At 68.3% G+C, this 14135-nt stretch carries 16 protein-coding genes; 15 read left to right on the forward strand and 1 reads right to left on the reverse strand.

Annotated elements, in window-relative coordinates; genetic code table 11:
* Positions 1-116 precede the first annotated feature (116 nt).
* The 13 genes from RMO04_RS15460 to RMO04_RS15520 all read left to right on the forward strand — a co-directional run bounded on the left by RMO04_RS15460 (position 117) and on the right by RMO04_RS15520 (position 11912).
* Positions 117-1133, forward strand: coding sequence for a DNA-directed RNA polymerase subunit alpha (locus RMO04_RS15460; RefSeq protein WP_309645665.1), 1017 nt, complete (start codon positions 117-119; stop codon positions 1131-1133).
* A gap of 179 nt (positions 1134-1312) precedes the next feature.
* Positions 1313-1732: a 50S ribosomal protein L17 gene (rplQ, locus tag RMO04_RS15465; RefSeq protein ID WP_309645666.1), complete on the forward strand. Its 420-nt coding sequence runs from the start codon at positions 1313-1315 to the stop codon at positions 1730-1732.
* A 97-nt stretch (positions 1733-1829) separates the two neighbouring features.
* Positions 1830-3050, forward strand: coding sequence for an ectonucleotide pyrophosphatase/phosphodiesterase (locus tag RMO04_RS15470; protein WP_309645667.1), 1221 nt, complete (start codon positions 1830-1832; stop codon positions 3048-3050).
* Between the two features lie 95 nt (positions 3051-3145).
* A complete protein-coding gene (locus RMO04_RS15475) occupies positions 3146-3589 on the forward strand; it encodes a VOC family protein (protein ID WP_309645668.1) in 444 nt (147 codons plus the stop codon).
* Between the two features lie 9 nt (positions 3590-3598).
* Positions 3599-4042: a VOC family protein gene (locus RMO04_RS15480; protein ID WP_309645669.1), complete on the forward strand. Its 444-nt coding sequence runs from the start codon at positions 3599-3601 to the stop codon at positions 4040-4042.
* Positions 4039-4374: a metalloregulator ArsR/SmtB family transcription factor gene (locus RMO04_RS15485; RefSeq protein ID WP_309645670.1), complete on the forward strand. Its 336-nt coding sequence runs from the start codon at positions 4039-4041 to the stop codon at positions 4372-4374. The genes RMO04_RS15480 and RMO04_RS15485 overlap by 4 nt, the downstream gene beginning before the upstream one ends.
* A complete protein-coding gene (locus RMO04_RS15490; RefSeq protein ID WP_309645671.1) occupies positions 4371-4835 on the forward strand; it encodes an SRPBCC family protein in 465 nt (154 codons plus the stop codon). The genes RMO04_RS15485 and RMO04_RS15490 overlap by 4 nt, the downstream gene beginning before the upstream one ends.
* Before the next feature lie 52 nt (positions 4836-4887).
* Positions 4888-6144 carry a TCR/Tet family MFS transporter gene (locus RMO04_RS15495; RefSeq protein WP_309645672.1) on the forward strand — a complete coding sequence of 419 codons (1257 nt, stop codon included), beginning with the start codon at positions 4888-4890 and terminating at the stop codon, positions 6142-6144.
* 349 nt (positions 6145-6493) lie between these two features.
* Complete coding sequence (locus tag RMO04_RS15500) at positions 6494-7771, forward strand: MFS transporter (protein WP_309645673.1); 1278 nt, start codon at positions 6494-6496, stop codon at positions 7769-7771.
* Positions 7772-7835: 64 nt separating this feature from the next.
* On the forward strand, positions 7836-9254 hold the full coding sequence (locus RMO04_RS15505; RefSeq protein ID WP_309645674.1) for a Do family serine endopeptidase: 1419 nt from the start codon (positions 7836-7838) through the stop codon (positions 9252-9254).
* 41 nt (positions 9255-9295) lie between these two features.
* On the forward strand, positions 9296-10597 hold the full coding sequence (locus RMO04_RS15510) for a replication-associated recombination protein A (RefSeq protein WP_309645680.1): 1302 nt from the start codon (positions 9296-9298) through the stop codon (positions 10595-10597).
* A complete protein-coding gene (locus RMO04_RS15515) occupies positions 10594-11349 on the forward strand; it encodes an RluA family pseudouridine synthase (RefSeq protein WP_309645675.1) in 756 nt (251 codons plus the stop codon). The genes RMO04_RS15510 and RMO04_RS15515 overlap by 4 nt, the downstream gene beginning before the upstream one ends.
* Before the next feature lie 74 nt (positions 11350-11423).
* Positions 11424-11912 carry a CC0125/CC1285 family lipoprotein gene (locus RMO04_RS15520; RefSeq protein WP_309645676.1) on the forward strand — a complete coding sequence of 163 codons (489 nt, stop codon included), beginning with the start codon at positions 11424-11426 and terminating at the stop codon, positions 11910-11912.
* Here RMO04_RS15520 and RMO04_RS15525 read toward each other — a convergent pair.
* Positions 11909-12694, reverse strand: a complete 786-nt coding sequence (locus tag RMO04_RS15525) for a hypothetical protein (protein ID WP_309645677.1) — start codon at positions 12692-12694, stop codon at positions 11909-11911. The genes RMO04_RS15520 and RMO04_RS15525 overlap by 4 nt on opposite strands.
* 79 nt (positions 12695-12773) lie before the next feature.
* Here RMO04_RS15525 and crcB point away from each other — a divergent pair, with 79 nt between their 5' ends.
* A complete protein-coding gene (gene crcB, locus RMO04_RS15530) occupies positions 12774-13157 on the forward strand; it encodes a fluoride efflux transporter CrcB (RefSeq protein ID WP_309645678.1) in 384 nt (127 codons plus the stop codon).
* Positions 13154-14135 (forward strand): RluA family pseudouridine synthase (locus RMO04_RS15535; RefSeq protein ID WP_309645679.1); only part of this gene is annotated, 982 nt, incomplete at its 3' end. The genes crcB and RMO04_RS15535, both read left to right, overlap by 4 nt.

Below are 14135 nucleotides of genomic sequence, written 5' to 3' on the forward strand. Positions count from 1 at the left end.
CAACGGCTGCCGGCCGCCCAAGCGCCGGCGCGTCTGAGTACTAAAGTACGACACTCTCCCTGCGCCGGACCGCGATTTCGCGTCCGGCGATCCTGCGTTTCGAGGGACATCTCTACGTGATCGAAAGAAACTGGAACGAGCACATCCGTCCGGAGAATCCGTTGATCGAGACCGGAACCGACGCCAACCCCAAGGCGCGTCTGGTGGCCGAGCCCCTCGAACGCGGTTTCGGCGTGACGCTGGGCAACAGCCTCCGCCGAGTTCTGCTCTCCTCGCTGCACGGCGCGGCCGTGACCGCCGTCCAAATCGACGGCGTGGTGCACGAATTCTCGTCGCTTGAGGGCGTCCGCGAGGACGTCGTCGACATCGTGCTCAACATCAAGCAACTGGCCCTGCGGATGCACTCCGAAGGTCCGAAGCGCATGACGCTGAAGGCCACGGGCCCCGGCGCCGTGACGGCCGGCCAGATCGAGGTCCCCGCGGACATCGAGATCCTGAACCCCGACCATGTGCTCTGCACCCTGGACGACGGCGCCACCGTGCGCATGGAGTTCACGGTCAACAACGGCAAGGGCTATGTCCCCGCTGAGCAGAACCGTCCGGAAGACGCCCCGATCGGCCTGATCGCTGTCGACAGCCTCTATTCCCCCGTCAAGCGCGTCGCCTATCGCGTCGAGCCCACCCGCCAGGGTCAGAGCCTCGACTACGACAAGCTGATCATGGAAGTCGAAACCAACGGCGCCATCAGCCCGGTGGACGCGGTGGCCTACGCCGCGCGCATCTTGCAAGACCAGCTGCAGATCTTCATCACCTTCGAAGAGCCGAAGAAGAAGGTCGAAGGCGAGGCCAAGCCGGAACTGCCGTTCAACCCGGCGCTGCTGAAGAAGGTCGACGAGCTGGAGCTCTCGGTCCGCTCGGCCAACTGCCTGAAGAACGACAATATCGTCTACATCGGCGACCTGATCCAGAAGACCGAAGCCGAGATGCTCCGCACCCCGAACTTCGGCCGCAAGTCGCTGAACGAGATCAAGGAAGTGCTCGCGGGCATGAACCTGCATCTCGGCATGGACGTGCCCAACTGGCCGCCCGAGAACATCGAAGAACTGGCCAAGAAGTTCGAAGACCAGATGTAGGACTGCGCGCCGACTCCGGGCCGCTTCGGCGGTCTGGGCCCGATTAAGCCGCAACAGCGGTGGAGGGCTCCGGCGCTTCGTGTTGACCCAGGCGGGAGCAGGCTGGGATTTGATCAGGCAAGGACACGTTCCCGACAGGTCGGGGTGTCCAGCGGGCCAAGCGGCTCAGGAGATATGAAATGCGTCACGGAAAAGCCCGCCGCAAACTGGGTCGTACGACCGCGCACCGCACGGCGATGTTCGCCAACATGGCGGCCAGCCTGATCAAGCACGAGCAGATCGTGACCACCCTGCCCAAGGCGAAGGAGCTTCGGCCCATCGTCGAAAAGCTGGTGACGCTCGCCAAGCGCGGCGATCTGCACGCGCGCCGTCAGGCCATCAGCCACATCCGCGACGTCGAACAGGTCGGCAAGCTCTTCGCCACCCTGGGGCCGCGCTACAAGGAACGTCAGGGCGGCTACATCCGCGTCCTGAAGGCCGGCTATCGCTACGGCGACAACGCGGCCCTGGCCGTGATCGAGTTCGTCGACCGCGATCCGTCGGAAAAGGGCAAGGACTCCGGCCCGGTCCAGGACATGTCGGCGTTCGGCGACGAATAGCCCACGTCCTCGACACAGAAATTTCGAAAGCCCCGGACGGCGACGTCCGGGGCTTTTGCGTTGTGCGGGCGTCATCTCGCACGGCTAGGCTGGAGTGATGTCTCGTCTCGCCACGCTTTGCGCCCTTGCGCTCACCCTTGTCCTGGCGGCCTGCGCCTCGACCCCGCGGCCCGCCACGCCGCCCGCCGCCGTGGTGGTCCTGGTCTCCATCGACGGCTTCCGGCCCGACTATCTGGATCGCGGCGTGACGCCGGTCCTTTCGGGCCTGGCCGCGCAGGGCGCGCGAGGGACCATGCGGCCATCGTTCCCCACCAAGACCTTCCCCAACCACTACACCCTGGTCACTGGCCTGCGGCCCGATCACCACGGGATCGTCGAGAACACCTTCGAGGACCCCGCGATCCCGGGGGTGACGTTCAAGATGTCCAACCGCGCGGCGGTGGGCGAGGCGCGCTGGTGGGATCAGGCCACACCGATCTGGGTGAGCGCCGAGAGGGCGGGGATCATCACCGCGCCGATGTTCTGGCCGGGCTCGGAGGCGCCGATCCGCGGCGTACGTCCCAGCCTGTGGCGGCCGTTCGACCAGGCCATGCCGCCCTCGGCGCGGGTCGACCAGGTCCTGGCCTGGCTGGACCGGCCGCCGGCCGAGCGGCCACGCTTCGTGACGCTGTACTTCGACGACGTCGACACGGCCGGCCATGACTTCGGCCCGGAGTCGGCCGAGGTCAACGCCGCCGCGGCTCGGGTCGACGCGGCGCTGGGGCGGTTCACCGCTGGGCTCCAGGCGCGTGGCGTCGCGGCGAATCTGGTGATCGTCGCCGACCACGGGATGGCGCCGATCGCCCCTGACCGGTTGCTCTACATCGAGGACATCATCCCCAAGGACGCCGCCCGATCGCTGTCGGGGGGCGCCTTCATGACGCTCTACCCAGTGAAGGGGCGCGAGGCGGAGGTCGAGAAGCTGCTGCTTGGGCGACGACCGCATCTGGAATGCTGGCGCAATGCCGATATTCCGACGCGTTTCCGCTATGGGATGAATCCGCGCGTGGCGCCGATCTTCTGCCTGCCCGAGACCGGATGGAGCCTGCGAAACAAGGACTACAAGCCTCGCAAGCCGGAGCGGGGCAACCATGGATTCGACAATTCCAGCCCCGAGATGCGGGCTGTCTTCGTCGCCAGCGGACCTGCGTTCCGTGGCGGCGTGACCCTGCCGACCTTCGATAACGTCGACGTCTATCCGCTCCTGGCGCGGCTGATTGGGGTGCAGCCCGAGTCGAACGACGGCGATCTCGACGAACTTCGCGCGGCGCTCCGCTGAGGCGCTTGACGATTTAGTTGCGATATGCGACAACTATTATCATGAACTCTAAGTAGTTTCATCACGGTTGCGACGCCCGTGAAGGAGTCCTGAGCATGGATGTTCCCACCATCGGCCCCTTGCTCTGGTACCGCGATCCGCGCGCCGCCATCGGCTGGCTGGAACAGGCCTTTGGGTTCGAGACCCGGATGATCGTCGACGACGGGGAGGGCGGGGTGATCCACTCCGAGCTTCGACTTGGCGATGGCTACATCATGGTGGTCGGTCCGCCCAAGGGCCGTGCGGTCAGTCCGGCGGCCTTCGGCGGCCGGGCGACCCAAGGCGTGCACGTCCAGCTGCAGACGGGAATCGACGCCCGTTGCGAGGCCGCGCGTGGACTGGGCGCCAAGATTGAGCGCGAGCCCGCCGACCAGCCCTATGGAGACCGAGTCTTCACCTGCCGCGACATCGAGGATCACCCCTGGTCGTTCGGCCAGACGCTCAAGGTCATGACGCCCGAGGAAATGTCCCGGGCCACCGGCCACAAGATCGACAGCTAGGAGAAACCCATGGCCGGCTTCCGGTCCGCCCTTTTCTACCAGGATCCCAAGGCCGCTCTGAAGTGGCTGGAAGAAGCCTTCGGCTTCGAGCTCTCCATGCTGCTGGAGGACGCCGAGGGCAAAGTCGCCCACTCGCAGATGACCTTCGGCGACAACTACGTGATGATCGGCCAGGAGTGGAGCGACGATCACAAGAGCCCCAAGTCGGTGGGCGGCAAGAACACCCAGACCGTCGGCATCCAGGTCGACAGCGACATTGAGGCCCACTTCGCCCGCGCCAAGGCGGCGGGCGCGGTGATCGACGCTGAGCCCGAGACCCAGTTCTATGGCGACCGCACCTATCGCTGCCGCGATCCGGAGGGCCATATTTGGACGGTCTCACAGACCGTGGAGGTCGTCAGCCGCGAGGACGCCGAGGCCGCCAGCGGCCTGAAGATCACCGGCTGGAAATGAGCGCGGTTCCCGCACCCATCGACCGTACGCTGGCCGCGCTCGCCGATCCGAACCGCCGCCAGGTGATCGACCTGTTGGCCCAGCGGCCGCGCCAGGCCGGGGAGCTGGCCCGGGAACTGGGCCTGGCGCCGCCGGCGATGAGTCGTCACCTGCGCGCCCTGCGGGAGAGCGGCCTGGTTGAGGAAAGCCATCCTGAGTTCGACGCGCGCGTTCGCATCTACGCCTTGAGGCCTCAACCCATGGTCCATCTGCTGCGCTGGCTGGAGGAGAGCGAGAGGCTGTGGTCGCTGCAGCTTGGCGCCTTCAAGGCTCACGTCGAGCGTGACGCGTGACATCGAAGGTCTTCGTCTCGTTGCGGGTGAAGGCCGCGCCGGATCGCGCCTTCGCCGCCTTCGTCGAGGAGATTGGGGCTTGGTGGAAGCCCAACGGCCTGTTCCAGACCACCCCGCGTGCGCCGGGCGTCCTGGCGTTCGAGCCGGGGCAGGGCGGCGCGCTGACCGAGACCCTGGCCAACGGCAAGGTGTTCGAGATCGGCAGGATCACCGCCTGGGAGCCGCCTGCTCGCCTGGAATTTACCTGGCGACAGGCGAACTTCCCGCTGGAACTTCATACGGAAGTCGAGGTTCGATTCGAGGCGATCGGCGACGAAACGCGGGTCAGCGTCGAACATCGTGGGTTCGACCAGGTGCCAGAGGGTGCGGCCCGTCACGGGTTCCCGGATGAAGCCCTGCTCATGCGGCTGGCCGAGTGGTGGCGGAGCCTGCTCGGCTCGTACCGCGACTCTTCGGCGTGACGCGATTGCGCCAGTTCTTGCTTTGTTTCAGTGTGCTTGGGGGAGACACGCCATGACCGATCAGCCCGCCGCGCCTGCCGACCGACAGTGGACACACGCCTTTCGCTTCATCTTCATAGCCTCGGTGATCAATGCGGTGTCGTTCGGGATCATGATCCCGGTGCTGCCGAACCTGATCAAGGAATTCACCGGCGGCGACACGGCCGCGGCCTCGGAATGGAACGTGGTCTTCGCCACGGTCTGGGGGCTGATGCAGCTGTTCTGCGGGCCCATCCTGGGCATGCTGTCCGACCGCTTCGGCCGGCGGCCGATCATGCTGATCTCCCTGGGCGGACTGGCGATCGACTTCCTGTTCATGGCGCTGGCCCCGACGCTGGCCTGGCTGTTCGTGGGCCGGATCATCAACGGCCTGACCGCGGCCAGCTTCTCCACCGCCAACGCCTATGTGGCGGATGTGACGCCCCCCGATCAGCGGGCCAAGGCGTTCGGCTGGATGGGCGCGGCCTTCTCCTTCGGTTTCCTGATCGGTCCGGCCTTGGGCGGCTTCCTGGGCGACTTCGATCTGCGGTTGCCGTTTTTCGTGGCGGCGGGCCTGACCGGCCTGAACTGGCTGTACGGCCTTCTGGTCCTGCCGGAATCCCTGCCGGTGGAGCGCCGGGTCGCCAGGTTCGACTGGAGGCGCGCCAATCCCATAGGCTCGCTGGTCTTCCTGCGCTCGCATCGCGATCTGCTGGGGCTGGCCACCATCGGCTTCCTGTTCCAGCTCGCCCACACCGTGCTGCCCTCGATTTTCGTGCTCTATGCCGGGCACCGCTACGGTTGGTCGCCAAGCACGATGGGCCTTTCGATGATGGCGACCGGCCTGGCCGGGGTGATCGTCCAGATGCTGTTGGTGGGTCCGGTCGTCGCCCGGATCGGCGAGCGCGGCGCGCTGTTGCTGGGGGCTATCTCCGGCGCCTTGGGGTTTGCGATCTTCGCCTTCGCACCTGTGGGCTGGGCCTATTTCGTGGGCGTTCCGGTCTTCGCGTTCATGAACTTCCTGCAGCCCGGGCTGCAGGGCCTGATGACCCGTCGCGTCGGCCCCTCGGCCCAGGGGCAACTCCAGGGCGCCAATCAGAGCCTGCAGGGCATCTCCTCGGTGCTGGGCCCGATCATCTTCGGCCTGACCTTCGCCTGGTCGATCCGGCATGAGGCGACCTATCACCAGCCGGGCCTCGCCATCTATCTCGCGAGCGTCCTGCTCGTCGTCGCTTTCCTGCTTGCGCTCAGGGTCGGCCGCGCGCCGTCGGCGGCGGGCGCGCCGGCCTGACGTCGCTCCCGAGCTGCATTCTCGCCGAAGGCTTGCCTGCCGGCGTCGGGTGCTGAGAGGCTCGGCTCTCTTGATCGGAGGATGGCCCGTGTCCGAACTTCCCCGCGGCCCGCGCCGCCTGATCGCCGCGCTGGCTTTCGGCGCGATATGGCTTTCCGCGCCGCTCGCCGCCGCCAGGTCTTAGACCGCCGCGGCTTGCGTTTCCGCGGACGCCACCTAGGATGGCGCCTGCCATGACACAGATGTCCGAGACGATGAGGGCCTAGGCCCCGGACGCCGGCGCGACCGCCGGCCCGCTGCACATCCGCTCAGTCGGCGACCCGCGGGTTCCGGCGTCTCGAGACATTCCATGACCCTTCCGTCCAACCTGGCTCCGCCCTCGGGGCCGCCCGCCCGTCCAGACCTGCGCCGGCGCGCGGGGCTGGGCTTCATCGCGGTGACGATCTGCCTGGACGTGGTGTCCCACACCATCGTCTTCCCGGTGCTGCCCGCGCTGGTCAAGGAGTTGCTGGGCGGCGACGTCCAGGGCGCGGCCCGCTGGATCGGGGTGCTGATCGCCGCCTGGTCGGTGGCGCAGTTCGTCGCCGCCCCGGTGATCGGCATGCTGTCGGACCGGTTCGGCCGCCGCCCGGTGATCCTGATCTCGGTTTTCGGTCTCAGCATCGACCTCACCATCATGGCCCTGGCGCCGAACATGGCCTGGCTGCTTGTCGGCCGGGTGTTGTGCGGACTGACCGCCGGCGCCCAGGCCGCGGCCATGGCCTATGTGGCCGACATCACGCCCCAGGCCGAACGCGCCAAGAGCTATGGCTGGATCAACGCCGCGGCCTGGACGGGGGTGATCCTGGGGCCCGCGCTGGGCGGACTGCTGGGCTCCATCGATCCGCGAGCGCCGTTCTGGGCGGCGGCGGCGGTGGCGCTGCTCAACGGGATCTACGGCCTTTTCGTCCTGCCGGAATCCTTGTCACGCGATCGCCGCGCGCCGCTGGCCTGGCGCAAGGCCAACCCGATCGGCGCGCTCAGCCTGCTGATCTCGCGCCCCGGCCTACCGGCCCTGGCGGCCGTCCTGCTGCTGCTGTGGCTGGCGGTCCATGCCATGAACAGCGTCTTCGTGCTGTACACCGCCCACCGCTACGCCTGGGACCCGATGGCGCTCGGCCTGTTCGCCAGCGCCATCGCCGTGGTGAACATCGTCGTCCAGAGTCAGCTCGCCGGCCGGGTCGTCGACTGGTTCGGGGAGCGAAAGACCCTGATCGGAGGCCTTGCCATCCAGGTGCTGGGTTACGGCGCCGCGGGCCTGGCGCCGACGGGCCCGATCTTCTGGGCGGTCAACATGCCCACGGCGCTTGCCAATGTGGCCGGTCCGGCCCTGCAGTCGATCATGACGTCCAAGGTCGACGAGACCGAGCAGGGGCGGCTGCAAGGCGCCATGGGGTCGATCTCCAGCCTCACGGGCCTGTTCGGCCCGATCCTGTCGACCCAGGCCTTCGCCTGGTCGATCGGGCCCGGCATGGCCGCGGCCTGGTCCGGATCATCGATCCTGGCCGGCGCCGCGCTCAGCGCCGCGGCGCTGCTGCTGGTCGTTCTGTTCGTTCGGGACGTTCCCTCCAGCGACGGACGGGCCTAGACCCGCCATCATTGCGCCCGAAAACTTCGCGATGTCCGGGCGATCTAGACTGTCTGGAGACTACATGCGCGCCTACCGCGTCCTGATCCCCGCCCTGGCCGTGCTTGCGGCCTGTTCGGACCCCATGGCCAAGTCCACCGCCCAGGTCCCGCCCCTGGCGCAGCCGACCCGCGCGGCGCCCGGCGACGCACTGACCATGAAGTCGTCCTTCGCACCCGTCGTCAGGCGAGCGGCGCCGGCGGTGGTCAACATCTCCTCCAAGCGCCTGGTGCGCCAGCGGGCCGATCCGTTCTGGGAAATGTTCGGCATGGGCGCCCCGCGCGACCGCGTTCAGGGTTCGCTGGGGTCGGGCGTCATCGTCCGCGCCGACGGCGTCATCGTCACCAACCACCACGTGGTGGAAGGGGGCCAGGAGATCACCGTGGCGCTCGCCGATCGGCGCGAGTTCACCGCCAAGATCCTGCTGGCCGATCCGCGCACCGACCTGGCGATCCTGAAGATCGACGTCGGAAACGAACGCCTGCCGGTCATGGCCATCGACGACAGCGGCGAGGCCCAGGTGGGCGACCTTGTCCTGGCCATCGGCGACCCCTTTGGCGTCGGACAGACGGTGACCAACGGCATCATTTCGGCGCTCAACCGCACCGCCGATCCCAACGGCGACGCGGCCAACGCCTACATCCAGACCGACGCGGCGATCAATCCGGGCAACTCTGGCGGCGCGCTGGTCGACATGGACGGCGACCTGATCGGGGTGAACAGCTTCATCCTCTCGCGCTCCGGCACCTCGTCGGGGGTCGGGTTCGCGGTGCCCGCCGCCATCGTCAAGCGTGTGGTCGAGACCGCCGCCGGCGGCGGCGTGGCCGTGGTCCGGCCATGGCTGGGCGCCCGCACTCAGACCGTGACCGGCGAGATCGCCCGTAGCCTCGGGCTCTCGACGCCCCAGGGCGCGCTGGTGGCCGACATCTGGCCGAACGGTCCCGCGGCGAGGGCCGGCGTGAAGCAAGGCGACGTCATCGTCTCGGTGGACGGCCGTCCGGCGGTGGACGCCGCGGCGGTGTCCTATGGTGTCTCGTCGCGCCGACCCGGCGACACCATCCGCCTGGGCGTCCGTCGGGGTTCCAGCGAGCAGACCCTGACGCTGCGCGCCGAGGCGCCGCCCGCCACGCCCGCCAAGGACCAGCAGGCGATTACCGGGCGCAATCCCTTCGATGGCGCGACGGTGGTCAACCTGTCTCCGGCGGTCGCCGACGAACTGGGCCTCGATCCGTTCCTGGCGCGGGGTGTCCTGGTGACCAACATCAGCCGTGGGTTCGCCATGAACGCCGGCCTGCGCCCCGGCGATCTGGTCAAGCGGGTCAACGGCCGCGATGTCGGCAGCGTGCGAGAGCTGGTGGGCATCGTCGAAGGCGGCGGTGGCAATCAGTGGCAGGTCACGATCGTCCGCGGCGGTCAGGAAATCACCGGCAACTTCCGGACGTGAGTTGTCCCTCCCCATAGAGGGGAGGGATGGTAGAACACCTCATGGCCGATCTGTTCGAAGCCGCGGGGATGACGCCCCACGCTCCATCCCCGCTCGCCGACCGCCTGCGGCCGCAGCGGCTGGACGAGGTGGTGGGCCAGGACCACCTGCTGGGACCGGAAGGGCCGATCCGGCGCATGGCGGAGGCCAAGCGGCTGGCCTCGATGATCCTCTGGGGGCCGCCCGGCACCGGTAAGACCACCATCGCGCGCCTGCTGGCCAAGGAGGCGGGCTATGAGTTCCAGCAGCTCTCAGCGGTGTTCTCCGGCGTCGCCGACCTGAAGAAGGCCTTCGAGCAGGCCAAGATGCGCCGCTCGGCGGGTCAGGCGACTCTATTGTTCGTCGACGAGATCCACCGTTTCAACCGGGCCCAGCAGGACGGCTTCCTGCCCTTCGTGGAGGAGGGAATCGTCACCCTGGTGGGCGCCACCACCGAGAACCCGTCCTTCGAGCTGAACGGAGCCTTGCTCAGCCGCGCTCAGGTCTATGTGCTGAAGCGACTGGACGACGAGTCGCTGGCGCAACTGCTGGAGAAGGCCGAGGTCCACGAGGGCCGCAAACTGCCGCTGGAGGCCGAGGCGCGCCATGCCCTCGTAGCGCTGGCCGATGGCGACGGACGCTATCTGCTGACGCTGGCCGAGACCCTGTTCAACATCGGCTCGGCCAAGCCGCTTTCCACCAAGGACCTGGGCCAGGTGCTGCAGAAGCGCAGCCCGGCCTACGACAAGGACCGCGAGGAGCACTACAACCTCATCTCCGCCCTGCATAAGTCGATCCGAGGGTCCGATCCGGACGCGGCGCTCTACTGGCTGGCGCGGATGCTCGGGGGCGGGGAGGACCCGCTGTTCGTCGCGCGGCGCCTCATCCGCGCGGCGGCCGAGGATATCGGCGAGGCCGATCCCATGTCGCTGGTGCTCGCCAACGCCGCCAAGGACACCTACGACTTCCTGGGCTCGCCGGAGGGCGAGATCGCCCTGGCCCAGCTTGTCGTCCACCTGGCGACGGCGCCCAAGTCGAACGCGGTGTACACGGCCTTCAAGGCCGCCCAGAAGGCGGCCAAGGAGACCGGCTCGCTGATGCCGCCGGCCCACATCCGCAACGCCTCGACCAAACTGATGCGCGATCTGGGCTATGGGAAGGGCTACGCCTACGACCACGACGTCGAGGGCGGTTTCTCGGGCCAAAACTACTTCCCTGACGAGATGGCGCGCCAGACCTTCTACAAGCCCAAGGGCGAGGGCGTTGAAGCCCGCATCAAGGAGCGGCTGGACCGCTGGGCCGAACAGCGGAACCGCAAGGCGTGAGGCCGCGCCTGCAGCCCAAGACCAAGCCGTCCGACACGCCGGTTGTGCTCAGCGTCGCCGAGATCGAGCTCGTCCGTAGCCTGGTGATCTACGAGGATGCTCAGCTCCTGGCGCTCAACAAGCCCTCGGGCCTGTCCAGCCAGGGCGGGCGCGGACAGGTCCATACCCTGGACGAGATGCTCTGGGCCTTCGCCAAGCCGGGCAAGGCCAGGCCGCGCCTGATCCATCGCCTGGATCGCGACACCTCGGGCGTCATCCTCACCGCCAAGACCAAGCCGGCCGCAGGTTTTCTCGGCAAGCACATGATGGGGCGGCGTTTTTCGAAAACCTACCGCGCCATCGTCACGCCCGGCGCGCCCGAACCGGCGCAAGGCTCGGTCGATGTCCCGCTGCGTCGCGACGAGCAGGGACGCGAGGCCTATATGCGGGTCTGCGCGCCCGACCACCCCGACGCCGAGACGGCGCGGACACGCTATCGGACGCTGTCCAAGGCGCCGGCCGCGGCGCTGCTGGAGCTCTCTCCAGAGACCGGGCGGATGCATCAGATCCGCGTCCACCTGGCGTCCATCGGGCGGCCCATCGCCGGCGATGCGCGCTATGGCGGGGCCTTGGCTGTGGCGGGCCTGCCGGTTCCGCGGCTGATGCTGCACGCCGCGGCGCTCGCCTTTCCTCATCCTGATGGCGGGATGACGCAGATCGAGGCGCCGGTCCCCGCCGACATGGCCGGCCTGATTGCGTCTCTCGGGCTTTAGGCGGAACGTCGAGGCGAGCTAGGCCTTCTGACCATATGAGTTGCAAGTCCAAGGGCTTGCGGAGGAACCCGAACATGAAACGCGCTCTCGTCCTGCTGACCGCCTGCGCCATGCTGAGCGCCTGCGCCGCGGCGCCGACGGTCTATGCGCCGGCGGCCGGCCCGAAGGCCGTCGGCTTCTCGGAGTATCGTATCGAACCCGGCCGCTACCGCATCACGTTCCGCGGCGGACCTGGGGCGCCGGCGGCCCAGGTGTCGGACTACGCCCTGCTGCGCGCCGCCGACCTGGCCATCGCCGAAGGCTATGACTGGTTCCGGGTCGCCGACAGGATGACGTTGGAGGCCGCGCCCAACAACGGCCCGCGCGTTTCCATCGGCGGCGGGGGCGGTGGCGGCGGGTTCCGCAGCGGCGTCGGCGTCGGCGTCGGGACGAGCTTCGACCTGGGCGGCGGGCCGTCCCTGGCGCAGACCATCGAAGTGCTGATGGGCAAGGGTCCGCGACCCAGCGATCGCGATGCGTACGACGCCCGCGAGATTCGCCGAAACCTGGGCCCGCGGGCCTAACCCCGGGTCCGCAATGCGCCGTGCGTGAAGCCGGCCACCTCGGCGACGGCGAGATAGCCGTCGTTCGGCAGGCCCTGGACCACCAGCAGCGGCGCCAAACCCCGAGCCTGGGCGGCGAACTCCAGCAATTGTCCCGCCGCGTCGGCGTCCGAGACCGCCAGGTCCGCGCCGTCGACGGTCACCCCCTGCAGCCGCGCGTCGCGGACGGGGAAGACCACGTCGCGATTGGGCTGCAGGCGCGCGAAGACGCCGCGACAGGTGGCGTTGAGCAGGCCCGCCACCTCAGTCAACCGCCCGGTCGGGGTGCCCCGGTCGATGTCGATCAACTCGACGATCACCCGCTTCTTCAGGGCCTGGGTCGATCCGTCGGTGGCGTTCGACAGATGTCCACGGCCACGGCGGCCCGCGACGGTGCGAAACGAGATCGGCAGAATCACCGGCAGGACCGAAGCGCCTTCAGGACCGACCAGGGTGGCGGCGAACGCGGTCGTGGCGCGGTCGATGGTCTCGACGTCGTCATCGGACAACCTGGCGAAGGCGCGGGCCGGTATGGTCACCCCGCTCTTCAGATGGGTGATCACCGGCTCCAACCGCCGGGCGGCGACGGCGTTGTGGCGCAGGTGGATCAGGTCTTCGACGCGGAAATCGATTCCAAGCGTCTGGTTCTCGGCGGTGACGAAGGTGGAAAAGCCGCCGGCCTGGATCGACTCGGACGGCGCTTCCTGCGCTGCGGCGTTGTTCGCGACCATCCCTGAACCCGGAAAGCTGAACTCGATCCGCATGATGGGCTCTACGACTTAACCGGGCGTTGAGTTGGGGCGGGGGCTTCTCCGAAGCGACATCACGTCGCATAAGGGGCTCATGGAAAAGGTTCTTCTCGTGGCCGCCGGCGGGGCGGTCGGGGCCGTGGCGCGCTACGGCCTTGGGGTTCAGACCCTGCGGCTGTGGGGCTCGGCCTGGCCCTACGGGACCTTCGCGGCCAATGTTCTTGGCGGCCCGCTGATGGGTCTCCTGGCGGGCTGGTTGGCCCATCGCGGCGGCGCCGACCAGGAGCGTCTGCGGCTGCTGCTGGGCGTAGGCGTCCTGGGCGGCTTCACCACCTTCTCGGCCTTCTCGCTGGAGGCGGCGCTGATGATCGGCAAACGCGCCTATGGGCAGGCCTTCGCCTACACCACCGCCTCGGTCTTGCTCTCGATTTCGGCTTTGTTCGTGGGGCTGTATCTGGCGCGGCGGGTGTTCGCGTGAGGGAGGTCCGCAATATCCAGGTCGATCCCGGCGAGGACGACACACGGCTCGACCGCTGGTTCCGCCGGCGCTGGCCGCACGTCTCGCAGATCCAGGTTCAAAAGCTGGCCCGCTCCGGCCAGATCCGGGTCGACGGCGGACGCGCCAAGCCCGAGCAACGCCTGGCGGCGGGCCAGACCGTGCGTGTGCCGCCGCTCCCCGACACGCCGAAGCCGGGAGACAAGGGGCCCGGTCTCGACGCTAAGGAGAGGGTCTTCGCCAAATCGCTGGTGCTCTACGAGGACGAGGAGGTCCTGGTCCTCAACAAGCCCGCGGGCTTGGCGGTGCAGGGCGGCACCAAGACACTGAAGCATATAGACCGCCTGCTCAGCGCCTGGGGCGAAGGCCTGGAGCGGCCGCGCCTGGTCCACCGCCTGGACCGCGACACCTCCGGCGTCCTGGTGCTGGGCAAGACACCAGGCGCGGCCGCCAAGCTGGCCGGTTCCTTCGCCCGCCGCCGGGCGGAAAAGACCTACTGGGCCCTGGTCCACGGCGCGCCCAAGCCCGCCGACGGGGTCATGGAACTGCATCTGGTCAAGAAGGGCGTCGGTGACCGCGAGATGGTGGTGCCGACCGATCCCAAGGACCCCAACGGCGACCCGGCCGAGACCGAGTTCGTCACCATCAGCCGCGCGGCGCACCGGGTCACCTGGATGGCGCTGCGGCCCCATACCGGCCGCACCCACCAGCTCCGCGCCCACATGCTGGCCATGGGTCACCCGATCCTGGGCGATCCGAAGTACACCAACGACGCGGCGCGGGAGCTGTCGGGCGACCTGAAGCTGCAACTCCACGCCCGCCGCCTGACCCTGCCGCACCCTTCGCGGGGGACGCTGATCCTGGAAGCCCCGATCGGCAAGGAGCTGAAGGCCGGTTTCAAGCGCTTCGGATTCGACGAGCACGAGGCCGATCCCGAACCCTTCAGGCGCAAGCGGCGGT

Origin of the sequence: Phenylobacterium sp. (genome assembly GCF_031412415.1) — a bacterium.
In the GTDB taxonomy this organism is placed as follows: Bacteria; Pseudomonadota; Alphaproteobacteria; order Caulobacterales; family Caulobacteraceae; genus Phenylobacterium.